Raw genomic sequence first — 21,584 nt, forward strand, 5'->3', positions numbered from 1 at the left:
ACGGCCGAGGATGACGGCCGGGATGGTCTGCTCTAGGACGGCCTTAGGACGCCGACACCTAAAAAGGCGTTTCGGCAGGTTTCGGCGGAGGGCCGCACATGGGCGAGCGCAAATATTTCGGTACGGACGGCATTCGCGGCAAGGCGAACAGCAGTCCGATGACGGCCGAGGTCGCCCTGCGCGTCGGTCTGGCGGCGGGCAAGCTGTTCATGTCGGGCGACGACCGCCGCCATCTGGTGGTGATCGGCAAGGATACCCGCCTGTCGGGCTATATGATCGAACCGGCGCTGGTGGCGGGGTTCGCCTCGGTCGGCATGGACGTGCTGACGTTCGGGCCGCTGCCGACGCCGGGCGTGGCGATGATGACCCGATCGATGCGGGCCGATCTGGGCGTGATGATTTCCGCCTCGCACAACGATTATGCCGACAATGGCATCAAGCTGTTCGGCCCCGACGGCTACAAGCTGTCGGACGAGACCGAACTGAAGATCGAATCCATGATGGACGACGGGCTGAACGAGGGGCTGGCCGTGTCGGACCGGCTGGGCCGGGTCAAGCGCATCGACGACGCCCAGGCCCGTTATATCGAGATCGCCAAGGCGGCCTTCCCGCGTCACCTGTCGCTGGCGGGCCTGCGCATCGCCATCGATTGCGCCAACGGCGCCGGTTACAAGGTTGCGCCCACCACCCTCTATGAACTGGGCGCCGAGGTCTGTTCAGTCGGGGTCTCGCCCAACGGGACCAATATCAACGCCGACTGCGGCTCGACCCATCCGGCGACGCTGGCGGCCGTGGTCAAGGAGAAGCGGGCCGACATCGGCATCGCTCTGGACGGCGACGCCGACCGGCTGATCATCTGCGACGAGAACGGCAAGGTCGTCGACGGCGACCAGATCATGGCCCTGATCGGCCGCGACTGGGCCCGGCGCGGCGTGCTCAAGGGCGGCGGCGTGGTCGCCACCGTCATGTCCAACCTGGGCCTCGAGCGCGCCCTGACCGGCGACGGCCTGACGCTGGAGCGGACCAGGGTCGGCGACCGCTATGTCATGGAGCGGATGCGCGAGGGCGGCTTCAATCTCGGCGGCGAACAGTCCGGCCACCTGATCCTGCACGATCACGCCACCACCGGCGACGGCCTGATGGCGGCGCTGCAGGTGCTGGCCGTCCTGGTCGAGAGCGGCAAGCCGATGAGCGAACTGGCCCGCCAGTTCGAGCCCGTGCCCCAGCTGCTCCAGAACGTCCGCTTCACCGGCGGCAAGCCGCTGGAGGACGCGAAGGTCAAGGCCGCAATCGTCGAGGCCGAGGCCGCCCTCGCCGGTCAGGGTCGCCTGCTGGTCCGCCCGTCCGGCACCGAGAAACTGATCCGCGTCATGGCCGAGGGCGACAACGAGGCCCTGGTGAAACGGGTCGTGGCCGAGGTCGCCGCCGCGGTGAAGGCGGCCGGCTAGCCCGATATCACGAAGACTTAAGTGAAAATTCAGGTCGCTCTGGCATGGCAGATTCCATGCACAGCGCGACCCCTGCCCTGGATGACTCGTCCCTGTTCCTCGCCTGGGACCGGCTGCATCGTCCGATCTGGATGTTCGACCCGGCGGCAAGCAAGGGAGTGTACGCCAACTTACCCGCCCTGGCCCTTTGGGGATCGGATACGCTCGAGGCTCTGCTGGCCCGGGACTTCTCCGACCTGTCGCCCTCCGTCAAGGCGCGGACCGCCCGACTGGTGCAGGCCACGGCGGACGGCGAAACGGTCAGCGAGCGCTGGACCTTCTATCCAAACGGGCAGCCGGTCACGGTGAAGGCGACGATCTCGACCTTCGTGCTCGACGACGATCGGCCCGTCCTGTTGTTCGAGGCTGCGCCGATCGAGGTCGGGCCGGCCGAGCGGCGCGCTGTCGAGGCGCTGCGCTATGCACCCACCCTCATTTCCCTGTTTGACCAGGAGGGCGGGGCCCTGTTCTGCAACCCCGCCGCCTTCACCGCCTACGGCAGCGAAACCTTTGCCTATGCGGAGCGGTTTGTCCGGGCCGAGGCCGTGGAAAGTCTGCGTACGCGCGCCCTGGAAGGCCATGGCGCCTTCGATGTGTGCGAGATCCGCACCGCAAAGGGAATTCGCTGGCACTATCTGGTCCTGACCGCTGTGCCGGACCCGGTGACCGGCGAAATCGGCCTGCTGCTTAGCGAACAGGATGTCACCGCCCGGGTCGAGGCCGAACAGGCGCGCGCCGCCGCCGAACAGAAAGCCGCCATGGCCGAGGCGCGCCAGCAGTTCCTGTCCGACATGTCGCACGAGCTGCGGACGCCGCTGAACGCGATCCTCGGCTTCGCCGAGGTGATGGTGCACGACGCCCTGCCGGAGCGGACGCTGCAACAGGCCGGACGGATCCACGAGGCGGGCCAGCGGCTGCTGACGCTGGTCAACGAGATGATCATCGTGTCAGACCAGGACGTGATTGTCCCTGAAGGGCAAGGGAGCGTCCTGCCGCCGACCGTCACGCCGATGGCCGCAACGCCCGCTGCGCGCGAACCCGACAGTGGACCGGTGGTCCTCTATGTCGACGACAATGAGAACAACCGCACCCTGGTGGCCACAATTCTGGCGACCCAGGGCATCCGGTGCGAGACCGCCGACGACGGTCTTCAGGGTCTGACGGCGGTCGAAAAGGGCGACTTCGACCTGATCCTGATGGACATCGCCATGCCGGTCATGGACGGGGTGGAGGCGTCCCGGCGCATCCGGGCCCTGCCGAGCACCATGAGTGCGGTCCCGATCATCGCGGTCACCGCCAACACCCTGCCCGAACAGCTCGCCAGCTATGCCGCCGTAGGCATCGACGACTGTCTGGCCAAGCCGATCAATATGGTCGGGCTGCTGACGGCGGTCTCGGTCTGGAGCGCGGGAAGACCGGACGCCGGCTCGGTCGAGGGCTCGACGGGTGAGGGCGCCCGCCCGGTCTGACCGCGCCCTGCGATCCCGTCCTCAACCCCCCGGATCAAAGGCCTCTGCCCTCGTCTTCAGATCGGCCAGCATGGCGACGGCCACGCGCGCATAGGGGGCCAGCCAGCGATCGTGGACAGCCTTGATAGGCAATGCGTTCAGGTGGTTCCAGCGCTCGCGTCCCTCGCGCCGAATGATAATCAGATCCGCGCCTTCCAGTGTCTTCAGATGCTGCATGACGGTGCAGCGATCCAGCGACGGCTCGGCCTCGCACAGCTGGCCTGTCGTCCGCGGGCCGTCTTTCATCGCGTCCAGAAGACGACGCCGGATCGGGTTGGCGAGCGCCTTGAAAACGGCGTCAAGATCGTCCTCGTTTGACATGTTGTATTTCTATAACATATAAGCGCCGCCATCAACCATGGAGAGGGACGATGGAGCTGAAATTCGAGGTGTCGACCCGGGTCGCGAGGCCGGTGCACGAGGTGTTCGAAGCCGTCGCGGATCCTTCGAAACTGTCGGCCTATTTCACCACCGGCGGTGCCGTCGGGCGGCTGGAAACCGGGGCGACGGTCCAGTGGGATTTCGCCGACTATCCGGGAGCCTTCCCGGTCCAGGTCGTCGAGGTAGTGCAGGACCAGAAGATCGTGCTGCGCTGGGAAGCCAATGAAGGCGTCCCCGACGACGCGGATCCGGTCGTTGCGGCTGAATACATGACGACGGTCACCATGACGTTCGCGCCGCTGGACGACGGGACCCGCACCCTGGTCCGCATTGCCGAGGAAGGCTGGCGCGAGACGCCGACCGGACTGAAGGCGTCCTATGGCAACTGCATGGGCTGGTCCCAGATGCTCTCGGCGCTCAAGGCCAGCGTCGAATACGGGATCAACCTGCGGACCGGGGCCTACCGCTAGACGAGCGCCAGGACCACATCCTCGATCCGCTTCCTGATATCGGGCACGGCGATCGTCTCCCAGAAGGCGGCGCGGGCCGGCGGGCCGAGCACGAACAGTCGGGGATCGGCGTCTCCGTCGGCCGCCAGCACCCGGCCGGAGGCGTCCAGCTCCAGCCCCAGCCGCAACGGATCCAGCCGGGCCCGGCCGTCGATCAGCAGGGGGCCGGTCACGGGATCGGCCTCGGGCGCATGGCCGGGGCCGGTGCAGTCGATCAGCCAGCGGGCGGTCAGCGGCTCCCGGGCCGGGCCCTGACGCGGACGCCAGTCGAGACGGACGCCGTCCGCATCGGCCGTGATCGCCTTTACCCGGCCGGAGACGACGGCGAGCCGAGCTTCGGCCACCAGCCGGTCGATATCGGCGCCGATCTGCGGCGCCAGCCGATGGCGGTGGACGTCCCACCAGGGCCGCAGGTGGCGCACGATCCGGCCGCGCGTGGCGATATCGGCCTCGCCCCAGAGATCGGCGGTGATGGGGCGCAGGCCCTCCATCATCTCGCGCCAGCCCGAGCGGGCGGAAACCTTTCGCGCCTCGGCGAGACGCGCGGACAGCGGACCGTTCAACAAAGCCGGCGATGCCCGCGCGGGCTGATCGGGAAGCTCGCCGTGCGCCCGGGGCAGCAGGCCGCGTCGGGACACGGCCATCGCCCGTCCGCGCCAGCCGCGTCCCTCAAGCGACAGCAGCATATCGACCATGGTCAGGCCCGTGCCGACGATCAGGATGTCGTCTTCGGCGCCGACGGGATCGAGCGCGCCCGGCGCCCAGGGGTCGGAGATGACCGCCCCCGCCTCGCTCGAGGCCGTGCGCGGGGCCGGATTGCCGGTGGTCAGGACGACGGCGTCGGCGGCGATGCGGCGGCCGTCGGACAAGGCGACGCCGCCAGCCTCCAGGCCCGTGACCTCGCCGACCACGCGTTCGATCCGGCCGGGATGGGCGGCCTCGACCTCGGCCAGCCTCGCCTGGACATAGCGGCCGAAGATCATCCGCGGCGCGAACCCCTCCGGATCCTCATGTTCGGGCGCGTTGGCCTCCAGCCAGCGGACGAAATGATCGGGTCGATCCGCCAGGGCGCTCATCCGCGCCGAGCGGACGTTCAGCAGATGCCCCTCGAACGGCGTCGAATAGGCGACGCCCAGACCGAAGTCCGGCGTCCGGTTGATCAGGAGGGCGTTCGTCCCGCGTTCGGCCAGCCGCGCCGCGAGCATGGCCCCCGAGAAGCCGCCCCCGACTATGGCGACCCTGTCGATCCGTCCCGTCACGCCGCCTCCTGCCCGTTGCGGCGGTTCTGGACCGCGCCGCGCTGGGGGTCAAACGGCGGAGTCGGTCTCCCCCCTGTCGCGCAGCGATGGGGAGGTGGATCCCTACCGAAGCGGACGAGACGGAGGGGTTCTTGATGCACGAAGACCCCCTCCGTCAGCTCGCGAAGAGCTCGCCGCCACCTCCCCATTCGCCAGGCGGCGAACAGGAAGGAGACGCTCGGTCAGATTTCCTGGTTGTAGGCGCCGACCTCGGGGTGGACGGAGAGGCGGGGCTTCACCTCCTTGTGGAACAGGTCGCGCATGTCGTCTTCCGACCGCATCGACTCGACCACCACGACCATCTCCGGCTTGTTCGAAGAGGCGCGGACCAGGACCCACGATCCGTCCTCCAGATGCACCCGCGCGCCGTTGACCGTGATGACCTCGACGATCTTGCGGCCCAGGATCGACCCGCCCTCGGCCGCCAGTTTCTCGTATTCGGCCACGACCCTGGCCAAGACCTCGTACTTCAGCTCGTCGTCGCAGTGGGGCGACATGGTCAGGCTGGTCCAGGCGTCCGGCAGGGACGACTTGAGATCGAACAGGGTCTTGCCCGGATTGCGATCCAGCATCTGCAGGACGGCGGCAGCGGCGACCAGGCCGTCGTCGTAGCCACGCCCGATCGGGTTCGCGAGGAAGAAGTGGCCCGACTTCTCGAACCCGGCCAGGGCGCCCAGTTCGGCGGTCTTGCGCTTGATGTAGGAGTGGCCGGTCTTCCAGTAGACGGTGGTCGCGCCGTTGGCCTTCAGCACCTCGTCGGTCTTGTAGAGGCCGGTCGATTTCACATCGACGACGAAGGTGGCGTTGGCGTGTAGGGCCGACAGGTCGCGGGCCAGCAGGAGGCCGATCTTGTCGGCGAAGATTTCCTCGCCGGTGTTGTCCACCACGCCGCAGCGGTCGCCGTCGCCGTCGAAGCCCAGGGCAAGGTCGGCGCCGGCCTCCTTCACCCGCGCCGCCATCTGCATCAGCATGGCGTGGTCTTCGGGGTTCGGATTGTATTTGGGGAAGGTGTAGTCGAGGTCGCAGTCCATCTCGATGACCTCGCAGCCCATGCGGCGCAGGGCCTCGGGGGCGAAGGCGCCGGCCGTGCCGTTGCCGCAGGCGCAGACCACCTTCAGCGGCCGGCTCAGCCTGATCGAACCGACCACCTCCTGAAGGTAGGGCTCGCGGAAATTCTCGACCCGCTCCAGACGCCCGCCAGGCCGCGCGACGCCGGTTCCCTCGAGGACGATTTCCTTGAGTCGGCCGATCTCCTCGGGGCCGAAGGTGACCGGCGGGTTGGTGCCCATCTTGACCCCGGTCCAGCCGTTCTCGTTGTGCGAGGCGGTGACCATGGCGACGCAGGGGGCCTCCAGCGCGAACTGACCGAAATAGGCCATCGGCGACAGGGCCAGGCCGATGTCCAGCACCTCCATCCCGCCTTCCAGCAGGCCGATGATCAGGGCGTGCTTCACGGTCGAGGAATAGGAGCGGAAGTCGTGTCCGACGACGATGCGCGGCTGGATGCCGCTCTCGTGAACATAGGTGGCGAGGGCCAGGCCCAGGGCCTGGATGCCGAGAAGGTTGATCTCCTTCTCCAGAATCCAGCGGGCGTCGTATTCCCGGAAGCCTGTCGGCTTGACCAGGGGGATGGTTTCGAATTCGAAGGTGTTCGGAACCAGGTCCTGGCGGGGCTTCAGCATGCGATGTCCTTGAAGGCGGGGAGGTCCAGACGACCGGCGGTATAGCCGCAGGCTTTCGGGCCCACAACAACGTGCGATCGGTGTTATGGCTGCGCGTGGAAGCGGCATGATCGGTCCCTGGGGGCTCCAATGACGAAACGGCTGGCCTGGGTCGCAGCGGCGGCGCTGCTTTTGATCTTGCCCGCAGATGCGTCCGCGCAGCCTGCCCGGGACGGCCGCGACGCCGTCCAGGCCCGCCTGTCCGTCGAGCCGGGCTACGCCGGAGTTTTCGGCGTCGCGCGGGAAGGCCGAATGTCTACGGGTCTCCTGGGTCAGGCGGAGCCGGGTCGCCCCCACGATCCGTCGGCGGCGTTCCGCTGGGCCTCGGTTTCCAAGATGATCACGGCCATCCTGGTCTTACAGCAGATCGATGACGGCGCCCTTTCCCTCGATGCGCCGGTTTCGTCCTATGTTCGGCTCCCGACCCTTCCCAACGCCGACCGCATCACCATCCGACAGCTTCTGGCGCACCGTTCGGGACTCGCGGGTCAGTCGGACCTGCCAAACGGTCCGCCGGGTGATCTGGCGCAGTATTGCACGACCGTCGCGGCCGAACCGGGATCGGTCTTCCTCTACAACAACTGCGACACCATCATCCTGGGCAAGGTGCTGGAGGCCGTGACCGCCTCGTCCTACCTCGACCTTGTGAATGTCCGCATCGGTGCCCCGCTCGGCGTCACACTCGCCCTGCCCGATGAAGCCCGGATCGAGGCGACGATGGAAGACGGCTCGGCCGAGGCCCCCGTCTGGCCGTCGGGTTACGGCCCAGCCGGAGGCCTTTATGGAACGATTGAGGACCTGCTGACGATCGACGTCGCTCTGATGGAGGGGCGGCTGATGTCGGCCGGCTCGCTGGAGACTATGCTGACGGGTGATCCGGCGTCGGGCTACGCGGCGCTGAGCGTCTGGTCCTATTCGCCGGATCTGGGCGGGTGTATCGGCAAGACCCGGCTGGTCGAACGCTACGGCGAGATCGGCGGGGTCCAGGTCCGAAACTTTCTGCTTCCCGATCTGAAACTCGCCGTCGCGGTCTATTCGAACGACCACCGGACCGGCTTTGGTGAGGTCTGGCGGGGCCAGGGCCTGTCCATCGATCTGATCCGCGCCGCCGCCTGCGGTTCGCCCGGCGCTTGACCCTTCGGGTGGGTCGCCCTACCCCGGCAGGCTGACCTGGAGAGCCAATGCCCCGCCTGATCCTGCTGCGCCACGGCCAGAGCCAATGGAACGTTGAGAACCGGTTCACGGGCTGGGTCGACGTCGACCTGACCGCCGAGGGCGAGGCCCAGGCGCGTCGTGGCGGCGAACTGATCGCCGAGGCGGGGTTCAAGCCCGCCGTGATGTTCACCTCGGTCCTGACGCGGGCCAAACGCACCGGCGCCCTGGCCCTGTCGTCGGCCGGGTTGAAGGCTGTGCCGGTGATCGAGGACTGGCGGCTGAACGAACGCCATTACGGCGGCCTGACCGGGCTGGACAAGGCCGAGACCGCCCTGAAGCACGGCGAGGACCAGGTGAAGATCTGGCGACGCAGCTACGACATCCCGCCGCCGCCTCTGGAGGCGGGCAGCGAGTGGGATTTCGCGGGCGATCCCCGCTATGCCGGCCAGGCCATTCCCGACACCGAGAGCCTGAAGACCACGCTCGACCGGGTCCTGCCCTACTGGAACGAAGCCATCGCGCCGCGTCTGAAGGCCGGCGAGGACGTGCTGGTCGCCGCCCACGGCAATTCCCTGCGCGCCATCGTCAAACATCTGTTCGACGTGCCCGACGATCGGATCGTCGGTGTCGAGATCCCCACCGGAAATCCGCTGGACATCGACCTGGACGCCGACCTGAAGCCCGTTTCGGCCCGCTATCTGGACGCCGGCCGCGCCACCGCACTTCCGGCGATTTCATGAGCGGCGACCTCCCCCGTCGCGGCATGAGCGACGATGATGTCTACATGCGCCGGGCCATCGACCTGGCGCTGGAACGGATGGGCGAGACCTGGCCCAATCCGGCGGTGGGCTGTGTCATCGTCAAGAACGGCAGGCTGCTGGCCGAGGCTGCGACCGCCGCGGGGGGACGCCCCCACGCCGAGGAACAGGCCGTGCCGGCTGCCGGCGCCGAGGTCGAGGGCGCGACCGCCTATGTGACGCTGGAGCCCTGCGGGGCCCGGTCGTCGGGGCGGGCGTCCTGCGCCCAGTTTCTGGCCGAGGCGAAGATCGCCCGCGTCGTGGTGGCAGCCCTGGATCCCTCGCCGTTCGCTTCGGGGCGAGGCACCGAGCGGCTGCGTCAGGCGGGCCTCATCGTCGAGACCGGCCTGATGAAGGACGAGGCCGCCGTCCTGTCGGAAGGCTTCCTGCACCGGCTCGAGACCGGACGGCCGATGGTTCGCATCAGCGCCGACGGCCAGGGTTTCGACGCCCGGTTCGCCGCCTCGGCCCGCGCCGATCTTGTCACTGAACTGAAACGGCTGGGCGAGGCCGGCTACACGCGGCTTTGGACGTCTCCGGGCGAACTGGCCGATGCCCTGGCCGAGCAGGGGTTGCTTACAGTCTGAACCTGATCGGCGTCGAACCGGCGCAAACGCGCGAGGCATGGGCCGTCGAGCTGAGTCGTCGTAGGATTTAATTCATACCCAGGTCTTGTTTGACCTTCCGGGCCTTACCATCTGCTCAATCGGGTCTTTGACATCAGAACCGGAACACCGATGGTCCCCCGACGGCAGGCGGCGGACAAGGGCTGGAAATCCTAATCCCTGTTTTCGTTGAGTATATTTCGGGATTCGCCCGTCTCGTCCGTTTCGTCATGGTCTAATTTTTGTCCGCTTCGGACGAACCGCAGGTCAGACCCGGGATCGCGGCGCAAATCTCCGCCAGAGGGCTGAAAGAAATCAGGGTTTCCGAAAACCTTCCTTAAGCGACCTTGTCCCATCATGGGATCATGTCAGCGGTCCAGGAAGGCGTCCTTCGGCGCCGCATCACCCAGCAGGAAGTCGACGCCATCTGCGCGCGTCACGACCGCCTGTGGCAGGCGCGCCCCGGCGGCGCGCGGGCGGTCTTCGCCTGGATGGACCTGTCTGGCCTCAGCCTGAAGGGTCGCAATCTCGCTGATGCCGACTTCTCCGCCGCCGCGATGATCGGCTGCGATCTGACGGGCTGCAAGCTGGACAACGGATCCTTCTTTGGCGCGGACATGCAGGACGCGATCCTGGTCGAGGCCTCGATGCGCCGCGCGGACCTGCGCGGCGCCTGCCTGCGAGGCGCGGATCTGTCGGGAGCGGACCTGTTCGAGGCGGACCTGCGCGAAGGCACGATCGCTTCGGCGGACCGCAAGGTCGGGTTCCGCGTGCTCGAGGCCAAAGGCCGGGAGGTCACCCAGGCCCAGGGCGCCAGCCTGGTCGGCGCCAATCTGCAGCGGTCGCGCCTGTCGGGCATCGCGGCCCAGTCGGCGGACTTCTCCGACGCCATCATGAAGGACTGCAAGCTGGTCCGGGCGAACCTGAAACAGGCTAATTTCCGAGGCGCGGACCTGGCGGGCGCCGACATGTCCGGGGCCGACCTGACCGGCGCGGATCTGCGCGACGCCATTCTGGTCGGGGTGATCTCGTCCTTGTGGCGCACCGATGGCGCCAATCTGGACGGGGCCTTGACCGACAAGGGTTCGGCCGGCGAGCCGGTGGCCCAGTTGCCGGCGGCCGAGATGCTGCACGAACATGCCAACTGGTGCGAGACCGGCGGGGTCGAGGGCCGGCCCTCGGTGTTCGACGACGTCGATCTGCGCGGCCTGGGGTCGATCACGGGCCTCAACCTGACCGCACTGTCGGCAAAGCGCGCCGTGTTCTACGGCCTGAACATGGAAGGGGTGCAGTTGCAGGGGGCGCATCTCGGGGGGGCGGACATGAGGTCCGTCAACCTGCGCCGGGCCGACCTGCGCGGGGCGCGGCTCGTCGGGGCGCGGCTGAATGGGGCGGACCTGCGCGAGGCGCAGCTTGGGCCCCTGATGCTGGGACCTGAGCGGTTGCTTCCGGCCGATCTGACCAAGGCGGTGCTGCGCTCGGTCGATCTGTCAGGGGCCGATATGCGACGCTGCGTTCTTGTCGGGTCGGATCTGACCCGGGCCATCCTCCACGGCGCCCAGACGCGCCATGCCGATTTCACGGACGCGGTTCTCGCCGGGGCCCGCGGACTTCAGCGGGACGGAGAACCGGCATGACCATGACCCGACGCCGCCTCGGACAGGGCGATTTCGACATGTTCGCCGCCGCCCACGAGCGGTTCGTCACCGGCAAGCCGGGCGGGCGCAAGCTGTCGCTGAAATTCATCGACCTGACCGGCGTCTCGATGGCGCATCGGATACTGGACGACGCAGACTTCTCCGGTTCGATCCTGGAGAACTGCAACATGGCCGGGGCGCGGCTGGAACGCGCGGTCCTGTTCGGCTGCGACCTGCGCGGCGCCGATCTGACCCGGGCCTGCCTGAGGCGGGCGGATATCCGGGGAACCTGTCTGCAGGGCGCCGACCTGTCCGAGGCGGACCTGACCCAGGCCGATTTCCGGGAAGGCGTCATCGCCGTCCCGCATGAGACCAAGGGTCTCGCCTCGGCGCGTCACGAGACGCGTCAGGGTTTGGCCGACGGTGCGCGTTTCTCGGGCGCGAATCTGGACGGCTCGCGTTTTGACGGCGTCAGCGCCTGCAAGGCCGATTTTACCGATTGTTCGATGCGCGGCGCGCGGCTCACAGGCGCCAACCTGAAGGATGCGGACCTGTCCGGCGCCCTGCTGGAAGGCGCCGATGTCGGTGGGGCCAATCTGGCGGGAGCGCGCCTGTGCGGCGCCATCCTGACCGGCGTGGCCATGGATCGGGCCAGGCTGGACCGAACCGACACAACCGGCTCGCTCCGTGAGCCGGACGCGGCGACCATCGCCCGGGCCGAGGAACTCTATCAGATGGCGCTGGACGCCAACGCCTGGGCCGAAAGCGGCGGTGTTCTGGGCGGACCGGCGATTCTGGACGGCGAGGATCTTCGCCCGCTCGGCGATCGGCTGAAGGGGCTGAAACTCTCGGCCATGAGCGCCAAGGGCGCCTGTCTGGCGGGTCTCGACCTGCGTGGCGCCCAGCTGCAGGGGGCCAATTTCGAGAAGGCCGATCTGCGCGGCGCGCTGCTGGGCAAGGCGGACCTGCGCGGCGCCCGCTTCGGCGAGGCCCTGATGACCAAGGTCGATCTGACAGCGGCCGACATCAGCCCGCTGCCCCTGGGTCCGACCCGCTGTGTGCCGTCGAACCTAGGCGGCGCGCGCATGCGCTATGCCGAACTGTTCCGTGCAGACCTGTCGAAGGCCAATCTGACGGGCGCGGACCTGTCCGGCGCCAACGCTACGGGGGCGAAGCTGGACGGTGCGACCCTGACCGACGCCCGTCTCGACCGCGTCACAGGCCTCGTCCAAACGGCGGTCGCCGCCTGACAAAAAGGGCGGCCCGAGGACCGCCCTTTCCATTCATTCGCGAAGGCCGAGGCTTACGCCGCTTCGCCTTCGATCAGAGCCGCGGTCGGCGCACCCGTCGCGATCTCGATGCGCCGGGGCTTGAGGGCCTCAGGCAGCTCGCGCTTCAGGCTGACGGCCAGGAGCCCGTTGTCGAGCGAAGCTTCGGTCACCACCACATAGTCAGCCAGCTGGAAGCGGCGCTCGAAATCGCGCTCGGCCAGGCCGCGATGCAGATAGGTGCGGTTCGCCGACGCATCGTCATTGGCGGTCTTGCGACCGGTGACGGTGAGCAGGTTTTCCTTGACCTCGATGTTCAGCTCGTCAGGCCTGAAGCCGGCGACGGCGATCTCGATCCGATAGGCGTTCTCGCCCGTCGTCTCGATATTGTAGGGCGGCCAGCCGGTCTCCGGGCCCGTGCGCGCGGCGCTTTCGAGAAGGCCGGCGAGGCGGTCGAAGCCCACGGCGGAACGATAGAGGGGGGTGAAGTCGATGGTACGCATGTCGATCTCCTGATCATCAGCAAGACTGAGCCGCTCCGCGTTGCCCGAAGCGGCGGTTGGAATCAGTCCGAGCGGTCCCTGTTGGGCCCCGTCCGGCCTGCGAGAGCCCGTGATCGGCGCTCTCGGATGAAGAGGTGGGATGCCTGAGTGCGACGTCAAGGGCAGGCCGGTTGCGGGATCGTCACTTGCCCGCGTGCGACCTGTCCGTAAGGTGCCGCCCAACCCGCCCTCTGTTTCGGAGCTGACCATGCACGCGTCCAGACTCGTCCTCGTCACCACCCTCGCCCTGATCTCGGCAGGAGCCGCCGCCGCCCAGACCGCTCCTTCCCCTGGAGAGACCCCGGCCCAGCGCGAGGCGCGACGCGAGGCCATGCCGCCGCCGGTGCTGCAGGAGGATGAGGCGCTCCAGGCCGCGATCGGCTCGGATGCGCGCCCGGCCGCAGACGTCGCGCGTGACGCCTTCCGCCATCCGTTCGAGACGCTGACCTTCTGGGGGCTGACGCCCGGGTCGACCGTGGTCGAGATCGAACCCGGTCGGGGCGGCTGGTGGAGCGCGATCCTGCAGCCCTACGCCCAGGCGACCGGCGGCGCCTATGTCCCCGTCAATCGTCCGCTGGAAGGGATGGTCGTGGCTGACGGCGCGGCGGACATGGTCGTCGTCGCCCGCGCCTTCCACAACTGGCACCGCTCGAACTCGCAGCGCACCGGCCCCTACCTGGCGGCCTTCTTCAAAGCCTTGAAACCGGGCGGCATCCTGGCTGTGGAACAGCATCGCGCCCTTGAGGGGCTGAACGCGGATGTCACTGCGCCCACCGGCTATGTCCCGGAAAGCTATGTCATTCATGCCGCGCAGGCGGCCGGCTTCGTGCTGGAGGCACGCAGCGAGTTGAACGCCAATCCCAGGGACGACCGCGACCACCCGTTCGGCGTCTGGACCCTGCCGCCAGTGCGGACCAGCGCCGCGCGCGAAGGCAACGCCACCGACCGGGCGACGCCGCTGACCGAGGCCGAACGGACCGAATATGACGCTATCGGCGAGAGCGATCGGATGACCCTGCGATTCCGCAAGCCCGCCTGAGTTTCAAGCCTTTGACGGCATTGGCGAACCCCTCTATCCCAACCCGTTCCGGGACGGCGTCGCCCTCCCGGCGACGGCCGGCGGGGAAGAGTTGATGCGGCATCAGGCGCGGATAGGGCGAACGGGACCATCGCGTCGGGCCATGCTGTCCGGCGTTGGTCTCGTGCTGATCTCCGGCGTCGCGGCCTGTGGGGGAAAGGAACAGAAGACCGCCGACCCCGAGGCTCCCGCCGGGCCGCCGGAAGGCTCACTCGAATGGGCCATCCAGGGGCCCTGGCGAGCCGCAGACCGGCCGCGCGACATCTATCGTCACCCACTGGAGACGCTGCGCTTCTTCGGCCTGCAACCGTCGATGCATGTGGTCGAGTTTTGGCCGGGCAGCGGCTGGTACACCGAGATCCTGGCCCCCTATCTCGCCAAGGGCGACGGCGAATACTACGGCGCGGGCTTCGCGACCGGACCGGGGACAGACCCTGCCCAGGCGGCCCTGGTCGCCAATTTCGAGCGCCGGTTCGGTTCGGACCGCAGGCTGTACGGCGACGTGAAGTTCAGCGCCTTCGGGTCCGGGACCGGACCCGCGGCGCCGGCCGGGACCGCCGACATGGCCCTGTTCATGCGTAACATCCACGCCTGGATGGCGGCGGGCATCGCCGAAAAAGCTTTCGCGGACGCCTATGCCGCCTTGAAGCCCGGCGGCGTCCTTGGCGTGGAGCAGCACCGGCTGGCTCCCGACGAGGATCAGGATCCGGCAGCCTCCAACGGCTATGTTCAGGAGGCGTTCGTCAAACAGCTGGCGGCCGAGGCCGGGTTCATCTTCGTCGCCGCCTCCGAGATCAACGCGAACCCGGAAGACACAAAGGACCACCCCTTCGGCGTCGAGACCCTGCCGCCGCGCCTCTTGACGGCGGCCCAGGGTGAGGCGCCCGATCCGGCGTTTGATTCCGCCAAATACCGCGCGATCGGCGAAAGCGATCGCATGACCTTGAAGTTCAGGAAGCCCGAGTGAACCGCGCCGCCGCCTTCGCAGCCAATGCACCGCTGATGGGCGTGCCCGGAGCCGCCGCCCCTCCCGGAGGGGTCGGCGAATGGTTTCGGGGCGCCGGGGGCCTGCGTCTGCGCGCTGCTCTCTGGACCCCGTCCGCCCTGGTCGCGCCGAAGCCGCGAGGCACTGTGGTGCTGTCGCCGGGCCGGACCGAGCCGATCGAGAAATATTTCGAGGTCATCGGCAACTTCCTCGCGCGCGGGTGGTGCGTCCTGGCCCACGACTGGCGCGGCCAGGGCCTGTCGGCGCGACTGCTGCCGGACCGGCTGAAGGGTCACGCCCGTGCGGTGGAGGAGTTCCAGGACGACTATGCCCGGCTTCTGGACGCGTTCGAGACGCGCGCGCCCAAGCCCTGGATCATGGTCGGCCACTCGATGGGCGGGGTGCTGAACCTGCTCTGTCTGGAGGCCGGCGAGACCCGGTTCGCCGGGGCGGTCCTGTCCAGTCCGATGCTGCGCATCAAGACCGGAAAACGGTCGATGTGGTCGGTCAAGCTGGCGGTGCGCTGGAACGTGCGCCATGGCAAGGCCGGCGACTTCGTGCTGGACGACGCTGACGATCCCTTTGACCATACCTTCGAGAAGGACGCACTGACGTCCGACGAGACCCGCTACGAACTATGGCGTCAGCAGCTGTACGCCTGTCCGCACCTGGCGGTCGGCGGCCCCACCTGGGGCTGGCTGGCGTTCGGCATCGACGCGGGCGAACGATCGCTGAAGCCCAAGGCGCTGAAGTCCGTCCAGATTCCCTGCACCATCGTGCAGGCAGGCGACGACGACCGCGTCTGGAAACAGACCAACCGCTGGGCCGCCAAGCGGCTTGGCCGGGGTCGCTATGTCGAGATCGATCACGCCAAGCACGAGGTCATCATGGAGACCGATGACCTGCGGGCGATCTTCTTGAACGAGTTCGACGCGATGGCGGACTATGTCTCGCCGATCGCCGACCTCGGGCCGCCAAGGGCGGAATCCGAAGCGGTGGCCTGAGCCGCTGCTTCGGAAGCCTTGATCACATCGGGCGAGTGACGCTGCCGCCGATGTTGGCGATCACTTCGCGGGCGTCGAAGGCGTTGGCGTCGCCGGAAGGCTTCGCGCCGCGACCCATCACGATCTCGGTGGTCGCCTCGTAACGGTCGATCTGGCGAACGTCGAAGTCGTCACGGCCCCAGAACGGGTCGTTCCACCGGCTCCAGCCGCGCGGGCCGTAGTAGCGCCACGACGGGCCCCAGAACGGGCTGTAGCGGTTGAAGAACGGATCGCCGATCGTCTGGTAGCGGGTGTCGCGATCGGTGGCGCGATTGACCGTTGAGAACCAGTCGTAGCCGTTCTCGACAGTCAGTTCGGCCGAGCGCAGCAAGAGGCCCATCTCGACCTGGTCGCGCGCGGTGACCGAGTTGCCCGAGAAGCTGACGCGATAACGGTCATTCTCCAGCCGCTGCTCGGCATAGCCCCCGCGCTGGCCGTTGAAGCCGGCAGGGGCGTAGGCGGTGGATGTGGCGCAGGCAGCCAACGTCAGGGCCGAGGCGGCCACCACGAGAAGGGATTTGATCGAAGACGTCATTGGGGGCTCCTGAACTTGAGCAGAAATTCCGTCATTTCACCTGAATGGCGCATGAACAGAGACGTTACGACAACTCACAAACCTCTATAATCGCGAAACAATCAGGACTGCGGCAATCAGAAGCAGGGAGCCGACGAAGACACCGAAGCCGCGCCGGAAACGAGGCTCGCCCATCCGCCGCGCCAGAACGGCACCGCTGAGACCGTAGGCGCTCATGGTCAGGACGTCCATGCCGATGACCGCGACCGCGAATAGGGCGAGCTGGGGTGCGGCGGGACGGTCGATATCGAGGAAGGGCGGCAGGACGGCGGTGAAGAAAAGCACCGCCTTCGGATTGGCGATCTGCACTAGGAAACCATCGACGAAGGCGGGTCGGCGCAGGTGGGTTCGGCCCTCGGTCGAGACCTCGCCCGGGGCAGGTTTGAACGCGGATCGGATCGAGGACGCGCCCAGCCAGGCGACATAGAGGGCGCCGGCGATCGCGACCCAGCGAAACACCTCGGGAAAAGCCGTCACCATGGCGCCGAGTCCAAGCGCGGCCGCGCCGAACCAGACCAGGGTCGCCACATTCATGCCGGCCACAGCGATCAGCACCGCCCGCTTGCCGCGCTCCATGCCGGTGGCGATGGAGAAAAGGTTAGCGGGTCCCGGCGTCACCGCCATGACCATCATCACGCCCAGGAAGACAACATAGAGATGCGGATCGACCGGCAGGGTGCTCACCGCGACAGACAGACCACCTGGGCGACTCGCAGGTCGCGGCGCAGGTCGTCCGAGACCCGGCCATAATTATCGACGGTTACGGGCTCGCCCAGCAACTGTTCGTCCGCCTGCTGTTCCCCCCGGATGGCGGGACCCAGGGTGTCGGGCGCGGTGGTGTAGAGCCGTCCCCGGCGCGGCGCCTCGGCGATGGTCAGGGCGACGACTCGTCCCCGCCTGTCCAGTACGGGCGCGCCGGACAGGCCCGCGAGCGTGCCCTCCAGCCCGGAGGTTCGCCCGACCTCGGCCCAGGCCAGCACCGGCTCGTCATGGGCGCCGCGTCCCCGGACCTTTAGCGTCTCGCGGCCGAGCAGGCGCGAGGTGACCTCGCCGGGCCTGCCCTGCGGGAAACCGGGATGGAAGGCTCTCTGGCCGACGTACAGGGGCGTATGGGTCGTGACTGGCAGGGCGGGCGGACCGCCGGCGGTGATCAGCAGGGCAATGTCGGCCCGGGGCGATAACCGCACATCGGCCGCCACGGCGCGTCCGCCGCCGACGACCAGCGCCGGCCGACGACAGCCCTCGACGACATGGCGCGCGGTCAGCCAGCGCCCGCGTCCGGCGATCGAGAAGGCGGTTCCGGCGACAGGCTGGAAGGGCGCGCCCGGCGCGGTCACCGTCACCGAACGATCAAAGGGAGTGACGGGCCCCAGCAGTGCGCCCTCGATCTCGTCAGGCGGCGGGGGCGCGGGCGGGGCATCGGCGTTCTCGCGCCGACTGAGCGAACCCAGAACCAGGGCGAAGACCACGCTGGAATAGATCAGCCAGTCCGGTGGACGGGGAAAACGCATCCGCGCGAGCTCAGCCCGTCAGGGCGGCGGCGAGGATCAGGGCGGTCGCCAGCTTGGCCGACACCAGGAGCACGGCGGCGGAGATTTCGCCCTCCTGAATGCGTTGGGGCAGGCCGGTCAGGACCAGATCGACGATGCGGAAGGCCAGAAGCTGCAACACCAGGGTCGCCACGCCCCACAGGACGATATCCGCCACTGAGGTCGACACCGACATCGACACCGCCAGCGGAATGGCGAGGCCGAGCAGGACCCCGCCGAAGGCGACGCCGGCCGCGGCGTTGCCTTCCCGGATGAGGCTGATCTCCTTCCACGGCGTCAGCAGGGCGTAGATGACCGCTCCCGCGCCCAGCAGGCCGAAGGTGACCATGAGGTGGACGACCAGCACGGGGAATCCGCTGGCGAAGGCCTGGACCTCGGGGCTCGACAATGTGTCTGACAGGGAGGAGGGGGCCATGGCGGGCGGTAACGATCTCACGGTAAAGCCGTCGGACGCCGACGGAACGAAAGCAAAACTGCTTGCCTGATTGCCGCCCCAATCCGCAAGGACGTGGCGGACACACTGGATGACCAATGATTGCAGTCGCGTTACGCCAGACGGTATTGGGCGGCATGACCGAAGCCGCCCTCCCCCCCGTACTACCCACCGTCCTTGTCGTCGCCGTCGCCCTGATCGATGTGGACGGCCGGGTGTTGATCGCCCAGCGGCCCGAGGGCAAGGCTCTGGCGGGGCTGTGGGAGTTCCCGGGCGGAAAGGTCGAACCCGGCGAACGGCCCGAGGAGGCCCTGATCCGCGAACTGCACGAGGAGTTGGGCATCGACGTCAACGAGGCCTGTCTGGCCCCATTCGTCTTCGCGAGCCACGCTTACGAATCGTTTCACCTCTTGATGCCACTGTACCTGTGCCGGCGCTGGTCCGGCGTGGTCGTCCAGCGCGAGCACGCCGCCCTGGCCTGGGTGAAGCCGGACAAGTTGTCGGACTATCCCATGCCGCCCGCCGACGCCCCGCTGGTCGCCTGGTTGCGCGATCTTCTTTAAGGTTTCGCCCAACGGAGGGCCGAATGATGCGCCTGATCCGCCGGTTCCTGAAAAGCGACAGCGGCGCCACCGCCATCGAATACGGACTGATCGTGGCGATGATCTTCCTGGTGATCGTCGGTGCCGTCTCCCTGTTCGCCGGCAAGGCCACCGGCACGTTCGACAAGGTCTCGACCGCCGTGAGCGTCGCCACACGCTAGGCGATGGCGCTCCTGTGACGGATTGGGCCGTGGCGGTAAGGACCGCAGGCCGCTAAGGCTGCTGGCGATGTCGCGCCTTTTCGCCCTCCTCTTTTCGCTGCTGCTGTCGACAGCGCCGGCCCTGGCCCAGGCACCGGCGGTCAGCCGCGCGCCCGCCTTCGCCCAGTCCGGCCCCCAACGCACGGTGCGGATCGAGGCCGAACTGGTCCCGATGAGCCAGTGGGCCGCGCCCGGCTCCACCGCCATCGTTGCCGTCCGCCAGACGATAGAGCCCGGCTGGCACACCTACTGGCGCAATCCCGGTGATTCCGGCGGCGCGACCACCCTTGACTGGACCCTGCCCGCAGGCGTCGTTGCCGGGGACATCGTCTGGCCGACGCCCGAACGGCAACGTCTCCAGCACCTGATGAACTACGGCTACTCCGGCGAGGTGCTTCTGCCGGTGCCGATCGAGGTTCCGGCCCGCGCCCGTCCCGGCTCCACCCTGCCCGTCATCGTCCGCGCCCTGTTCCTGGTGTGCAGCGACGAGATGTGCGTGCCGGATGAGCTGACGCTCAGGCTCGACCTCCCGATTCGCCAGGGCGCGGCGCCGCTGGACCCCCACTACGGCGCCGCGATTCAGGCCGTGGTCGAGACCGCCCCCCGTCCCGCCGGCATCACCGCCCGGGCCGTGCTGGAGGGCCGGACGCTGCGCCTCTCCGCGACCGGCGGACCGCTCGCGGGCCTTGAGCCCCAACGCGCCCGGTTCTTCCCGTTCGAGACCGGCCTGATCGACCATTCAGCGCCCCAGCCGGGCGATCGGGGGCCGGACGGGGTGACCCTGAATCTGTCCGTCGGCGGCAAGCTGGCGGCCGAGGGGCTGACTGGGCCGATCGGGGGACTCCTCGTCACCGACGACGGCGCCTGGGAGATCGCGGCCGTTCCCGGCCCGGCCCTGGTGGGGGCGCGGGGCGGTGGCGCGCTCGACCTGTCTGAGCGGCCCGCAGGCGGCTCGCTGTCATCCTGGACGGGCTTCCTGCAGGCGGCGCTCCTGGCCCTGCTGGGCGGGCTGATCCTGAACCTCATGCCCTGCGTCTTCCCGATCCTGGCCATGAAGGCCGCCGCCCTGACCGCCGGCGCCCACGCGCCCGCAGAGGCGCGGCGAGACGGCCTGGCCTTTCTCGCAGGCGTGCTCACGACCTTCCTCGTCCTGGCCGGGATCCTGCTCGCCTTGCGGGCCGGCGGGCAGGCGGTGGGCTGGGGCTTCCAGCTTCAGTCGCCGGGCGTCGTGGCCGTCCTCGCCCTCCTGATGCTCGCCGTGGGCCTGACCCTGTCGGGCGTCTTCCATGTCGGCGCCGGTTTGCAGGTGGCGGGTTCCGGGCCCCTGTCACGGCTTTCCGGCGGGGTCGGCGCCTTCTTCACCGGCGTGCTGGCGGTGGTGGTGGCGGCGCCCTGCACCGCGCCCTTCATGGCCTTCGCCCTCGGGGCCGCCCTGCTGATGCCCTGGCCGATGGCGCTGGTCGTCTTCCTGATGCTGGGTCTGGGTCTGGCCCTGCCCTATGTGATCGTCAGCCTGTCGCCGCGTCTGCTGGCGAAGCTGCCTCGCCCCGGCCCCTGGATGGATCGGCTCAAGGGCCTGCTGGCCTTCCCCATGTACGGCGCGGGCCTGTGGCTGGTCTGGGTCTTCGCGCGGCAGGCGGGGGCAGATGCGCTGGGCGTCCTCTTCCTGGCGATCCTCTTCCTGGGTCTCGGCCTGTGGCTGGCGGGGGTCAATCAGCCCTGTCGCGCGCAAGGCAGGGCCGGCGTGATCAGCGCCGTGACAGCGACCCTGTCCATCGTCGCCGCGATCGCCCTGACCGGCGTCGCCATCGGTCAGGCACGGGCGGAAGGCGGAGACGTCACGGCCGCGTCTGGTCCGCTGGCCTCGCAACCCTGGTCAGTGGAGGCCGTGGCGGCGGCCCAGGCCGAAGGTCGGCCGGTGCTGGTCAACTTCACCGCCGACTGGTGCGTCACCTGCAAGATCAACGAGCGGACCTCGCTGAGCTCCCCCAGGGTCGCCGAGGCCATGGCGGCGTCGAACGCGGTCTATCTGGTCGGCGACTGGACGCGACGAGATGACGCGATCACCCGCGAGCTGGAGCGCCGCCGACGCTCCGGCGTTCCGCTATACCTCCTCTATGCGCCCGGCTCGCCCGAGCCCCGCATCCTGCCCCAGCTCCTGACCGAAGGGGTCGTGATCGACGCCCTGGAGAGCGCCCGCCCCTGAGCCGA

Annotated in this window: 22 protein-coding genes; 14 read left to right on the top strand and 8 right to left on the bottom strand. The window is 68.4% G+C overall.

The window, feature by feature from the left end:
• Window positions 1-98 precede the first annotated feature (98 nt).
• Window positions 99-1,448 (top strand): phosphoglucosamine mutase, encoded by a 1,350-nt coding sequence (gene glmM / locus ACP7AU_RS06900; RefSeq protein WP_426038556.1) that lies wholly within the window; start codon window positions 99-101, stop codon window positions 1,446-1,448.
• Window positions 1,449-1,504: 56 nt separating this feature from the next.
• Entirely contained in the window at window positions 1,505-2,956 is a 1,452-nt protein-coding gene (locus ACP7AU_RS06905; RefSeq protein ID WP_426050943.1) for a response regulator, read from the top strand.
• 21 nt (window positions 2,957-2,977) lie between these two features.
• On the opposite strand, the gene ACP7AU_RS06910 is transcribed toward ACP7AU_RS06905, so the two are convergent.
• Complete coding sequence (locus tag ACP7AU_RS06910) at window positions 2,978-3,316, bottom strand: ArsR/SmtB family transcription factor (protein ID WP_426038558.1); 339 nt, start codon at window positions 3,314-3,316, stop codon at window positions 2,978-2,980.
• A gap of 50 nt (window positions 3,317-3,366) precedes the next feature.
• Here ACP7AU_RS06910 and ACP7AU_RS06915 point away from each other — a divergent pair, with 50 nt between their 5' ends.
• Complete coding sequence (locus tag ACP7AU_RS06915; RefSeq protein ID WP_426038559.1) at window positions 3,367-3,846, top strand: SRPBCC domain-containing protein; 480 nt, start codon at window positions 3,367-3,369, stop codon at window positions 3,844-3,846.
• Here ACP7AU_RS06915 and ACP7AU_RS06920 read toward each other — a convergent pair.
• Complete coding sequence (locus tag ACP7AU_RS06920) at window positions 3,843-5,144, bottom strand: FAD/NAD(P)-binding protein (protein ID WP_426050944.1); 1,302 nt, start codon at window positions 5,142-5,144, stop codon at window positions 3,843-3,845. The genes ACP7AU_RS06915 and ACP7AU_RS06920 overlap by 4 nt on opposite strands.
• A 221-nt stretch (window positions 5,145-5,365) precedes the next feature.
• Window positions 5,366-6,865 carry a phosphomannomutase/phosphoglucomutase gene (locus ACP7AU_RS06925; RefSeq protein WP_426050945.1) on the bottom strand — a complete coding sequence of 500 codons (1,500 nt, stop codon included), beginning with the start codon at window positions 6,863-6,865 and terminating at the stop codon, window positions 5,366-5,368.
• 129 nt (window positions 6,866-6,994) lie between these two features.
• Between ACP7AU_RS06925 and ACP7AU_RS06930 the strand changes: the two genes are divergently transcribed.
• The 5 genes from ACP7AU_RS06930 (at window position 6,995) to ACP7AU_RS06950 (ending at window position 12,348) form a co-directional block, all read left to right on the top strand.
• The gene (locus ACP7AU_RS06930; protein WP_426050946.1) at window positions 6,995-8,038 is read left to right on the top strand and encodes a serine hydrolase domain-containing protein; all 1,044 of its coding nucleotides are present in this window, start codon (window positions 6,995-6,997) and stop codon (window positions 8,036-8,038) included.
• 47 nt (window positions 8,039-8,085) lie between these two features.
• A complete protein-coding gene (gene gpmA / locus ACP7AU_RS06935) occupies window positions 8,086-8,799 on the top strand; it encodes a 2,3-diphosphoglycerate-dependent phosphoglycerate mutase (RefSeq protein WP_426050947.1) in 714 nt (237 codons plus the stop codon).
• Window positions 8,796-9,443, top strand: coding sequence for a bifunctional diaminohydroxyphosphoribosylaminopyrimidine deaminase/5-amino-6-(5-phosphoribosylamino)uracil reductase RibD (locus tag ACP7AU_RS06940; protein WP_426038564.1), 648 nt, complete (start codon window positions 8,796-8,798; stop codon window positions 9,441-9,443). The genes gpmA and ACP7AU_RS06940 overlap by 4 nt, the downstream gene beginning before the upstream one ends.
• A 383-nt stretch (window positions 9,444-9,826) precedes the next feature.
• A complete protein-coding gene (locus ACP7AU_RS06945) occupies window positions 9,827-11,098 on the top strand; it encodes a pentapeptide repeat-containing protein (protein WP_426050948.1) in 1,272 nt (423 codons plus the stop codon).
• On the top strand, window positions 11,095-12,348 hold the full coding sequence (locus ACP7AU_RS06950) for a pentapeptide repeat-containing protein (RefSeq protein ID WP_426038566.1): 1,254 nt from the start codon (window positions 11,095-11,097) through the stop codon (window positions 12,346-12,348). The genes ACP7AU_RS06945 and ACP7AU_RS06950 overlap by 4 nt, the downstream gene beginning before the upstream one ends.
• A gap of 53 nt (window positions 12,349-12,401) precedes the next feature.
• Here the strand turns inward: ACP7AU_RS06950 and ACP7AU_RS06955 are convergent, their stop codons facing one another.
• On the bottom strand, window positions 12,402-12,869 hold the full coding sequence (locus ACP7AU_RS06955; protein ID WP_426038567.1) for an Hsp20 family protein: 468 nt from the start codon (window positions 12,867-12,869) through the stop codon (window positions 12,402-12,404).
• 247 nt (window positions 12,870-13,116) lie between these two features.
• On the opposite strand from ACP7AU_RS06955, the gene ACP7AU_RS06960 reads away from it, so the two are divergent.
• The 3 genes from ACP7AU_RS06960 (at window position 13,117) to ACP7AU_RS06970 (ending at window position 15,975) form a co-directional block, all read left to right on the top strand.
• Entirely contained in the window at window positions 13,117-13,947 is an 831-nt protein-coding gene (locus ACP7AU_RS06960; protein ID WP_426050949.1) for a class I SAM-dependent methyltransferase, read from the top strand.
• A gap of 142 nt (window positions 13,948-14,089) precedes the next feature.
• A complete protein-coding gene (locus tag ACP7AU_RS06965) occupies window positions 14,090-14,953 on the top strand; it encodes a class I SAM-dependent methyltransferase (protein WP_426050950.1) in 864 nt (287 codons plus the stop codon).
• Window positions 14,950-15,975: an alpha/beta fold hydrolase gene (locus ACP7AU_RS06970; protein ID WP_426038570.1), complete on the top strand. Its 1,026-nt coding sequence runs from the start codon at window positions 14,950-14,952 to the stop codon at window positions 15,973-15,975. Before ACP7AU_RS06965 ends, ACP7AU_RS06970 begins: the two co-directional genes overlap by 4 nt.
• Before the next feature lie 22 nt (window positions 15,976-15,997).
• On the opposite strand, the gene ACP7AU_RS06975 is transcribed toward ACP7AU_RS06970, so the two are convergent.
• The 4 genes from ACP7AU_RS06975 to ACP7AU_RS06990 all read right to left on the bottom strand — a co-directional run bounded on the left by ACP7AU_RS06975 (window position 15,998) and on the right by ACP7AU_RS06990 (window position 18,553).
• Complete coding sequence (locus tag ACP7AU_RS06975) at window positions 15,998-16,549, bottom strand: CC0125/CC1285 family lipoprotein (protein ID WP_426038571.1); 552 nt, start codon at window positions 16,547-16,549, stop codon at window positions 15,998-16,000.
• Window positions 16,550-16,633: 84 nt separating this feature from the next.
• Entirely contained in the window at window positions 16,634-17,272 is a 639-nt protein-coding gene (locus ACP7AU_RS06980; protein WP_426038572.1) for a LysE family translocator, read from the bottom strand.
• Window positions 17,269-18,099, bottom strand: a complete 831-nt coding sequence (locus ACP7AU_RS06985; RefSeq protein WP_426050951.1) for a S1 family peptidase — start codon at window positions 18,097-18,099, stop codon at window positions 17,269-17,271. Before ACP7AU_RS06985 ends, ACP7AU_RS06980 begins: the two co-directional genes overlap by 4 nt.
• 10 nt (window positions 18,100-18,109) lie before the next feature.
• Window positions 18,110-18,553 carry a DUF350 domain-containing protein gene (locus ACP7AU_RS06990; protein ID WP_426038574.1) on the bottom strand — a complete coding sequence of 148 codons (444 nt, stop codon included), beginning with the start codon at window positions 18,551-18,553 and terminating at the stop codon, window positions 18,110-18,112.
• A gap of 155 nt (window positions 18,554-18,708) precedes the next feature.
• On the opposite strand from ACP7AU_RS06990, the gene ACP7AU_RS06995 reads away from it, so the two are divergent.
• The 3 genes from ACP7AU_RS06995 (at window position 18,709) to ACP7AU_RS07005 (ending at window position 21,579) form a co-directional block, all read left to right on the top strand.
• Window positions 18,709-19,134, top strand: coding sequence for a (deoxy)nucleoside triphosphate pyrophosphohydrolase (locus tag ACP7AU_RS06995; protein WP_426038723.1), 426 nt, complete (start codon window positions 18,709-18,711; stop codon window positions 19,132-19,134).
• Window positions 19,135-19,157: 23 nt separating this feature from the next.
• On the top strand, window positions 19,158-19,334 hold the full coding sequence (locus ACP7AU_RS07000; protein ID WP_426038575.1) for a Flp family type IVb pilin: 177 nt from the start codon (window positions 19,158-19,160) through the stop codon (window positions 19,332-19,334).
• A gap of 67 nt (window positions 19,335-19,401) precedes the next feature.
• Window positions 19,402-21,579: a protein-disulfide reductase DsbD family protein gene (locus ACP7AU_RS07005; RefSeq protein ID WP_426050952.1), complete on the top strand. Its 2,178-nt coding sequence runs from the start codon at window positions 19,402-19,404 to the stop codon at window positions 21,577-21,579.
• Window positions 21,580-21,584: the final 5 nt, after the last annotated feature.

Source organism: Brevundimonas sp. SL161 (genome assembly GCF_049896985.1).
Lineage (GTDB): Bacteria > Pseudomonadota > Alphaproteobacteria > Caulobacterales > Caulobacteraceae > Brevundimonas.

Bases quoted from the DNA above. Each gene is read 5' to 3' on its own strand.
- ACP7AU_RS06985 (WP_426050951.1), bottom strand. From the start codon at position 18,099: ATGCGTTTTCCCCGTCCACCGGACTGGCTGATCTATTCCAGCGTGGTC.
- ACP7AU_RS06945 (WP_426050948.1), top strand. From the start codon at position 9,827: ATGTCAGCGGTCCAGGAAGGCGTCCTTCGGCGCCGCATCACCCAGCAG.
- ACP7AU_RS06910 (WP_426038558.1), bottom strand. From the start codon at position 3,316: ATGTCAAACGAGGACGATCTTGACGCCGTTTTCAAGGCGCTCGCCAAC.
- ACP7AU_RS06940 (WP_426038564.1), top strand. From the start codon at position 8,796: ATGAGCGGCGACCTCCCCCGTCGCGGCATGAGCGACGATGATGTCTAC.
- ACP7AU_RS06960 (WP_426050949.1), top strand. From the start codon at position 13,117: ATGCACGCGTCCAGACTCGTCCTCGTCACCACCCTCGCCCTGATCTCG.
- ACP7AU_RS06995 (WP_426038723.1), top strand. From the start codon at position 18,709: ATGACCGAAGCCGCCCTCCCCCCCGTACTACCCACCGTCCTTGTCGTC.
- ACP7AU_RS07000 (WP_426038575.1), top strand. From the start codon at position 19,158: ATGATGCGCCTGATCCGCCGGTTCCTGAAAAGCGACAGCGGCGCCACC.
- ACP7AU_RS07005 (WP_426050952.1), top strand. From the start codon at position 19,402: ATGTCGCGCCTTTTCGCCCTCCTCTTTTCGCTGCTGCTGTCGACAGCG.
- ACP7AU_RS06925 (WP_426050945.1), bottom strand. From the start codon at position 6,865: ATGCTGAAGCCCCGCCAGGACCTGGTTCCGAACACCTTCGAATTCGAA.
- ACP7AU_RS06975 (WP_426038571.1), bottom strand. From the start codon at position 16,549: ATGACGTCTTCGATCAAATCCCTTCTCGTGGTGGCCGCCTCGGCCCTG.
- glmM (WP_426038556.1), top strand. From the start codon at position 99: ATGGGCGAGCGCAAATATTTCGGTACGGACGGCATTCGCGGCAAGGCG.
- ACP7AU_RS06905 (WP_426050943.1), top strand. From the start codon at position 1,505: ATGCACAGCGCGACCCCTGCCCTGGATGACTCGTCCCTGTTCCTCGCC.
- gpmA (WP_426050947.1), top strand. From the start codon at position 8,086: ATGCCCCGCCTGATCCTGCTGCGCCACGGCCAGAGCCAATGGAACGTT.
- ACP7AU_RS06950 (WP_426038566.1), top strand. From the start codon at position 11,095: ATGACCATGACCCGACGCCGCCTCGGACAGGGCGATTTCGACATGTTC.
- ACP7AU_RS06915 (WP_426038559.1), top strand. From the start codon at position 3,367: ATGGAGCTGAAATTCGAGGTGTCGACCCGGGTCGCGAGGCCGGTGCAC.
- ACP7AU_RS06990 (WP_426038574.1), bottom strand. From the start codon at position 18,553: ATGGCCCCCTCCTCCCTGTCAGACACATTGTCGAGCCCCGAGGTCCAG.
- ACP7AU_RS06965 (WP_426050950.1), top strand. From the start codon at position 14,090: ATGCTGTCCGGCGTTGGTCTCGTGCTGATCTCCGGCGTCGCGGCCTGT.
- ACP7AU_RS06930 (WP_426050946.1), top strand. From the start codon at position 6,995: ATGACGAAACGGCTGGCCTGGGTCGCAGCGGCGGCGCTGCTTTTGATC.
- ACP7AU_RS06955 (WP_426038567.1), bottom strand. From the start codon at position 12,869: ATGCGTACCATCGACTTCACCCCCCTCTATCGTTCCGCCGTGGGCTTC.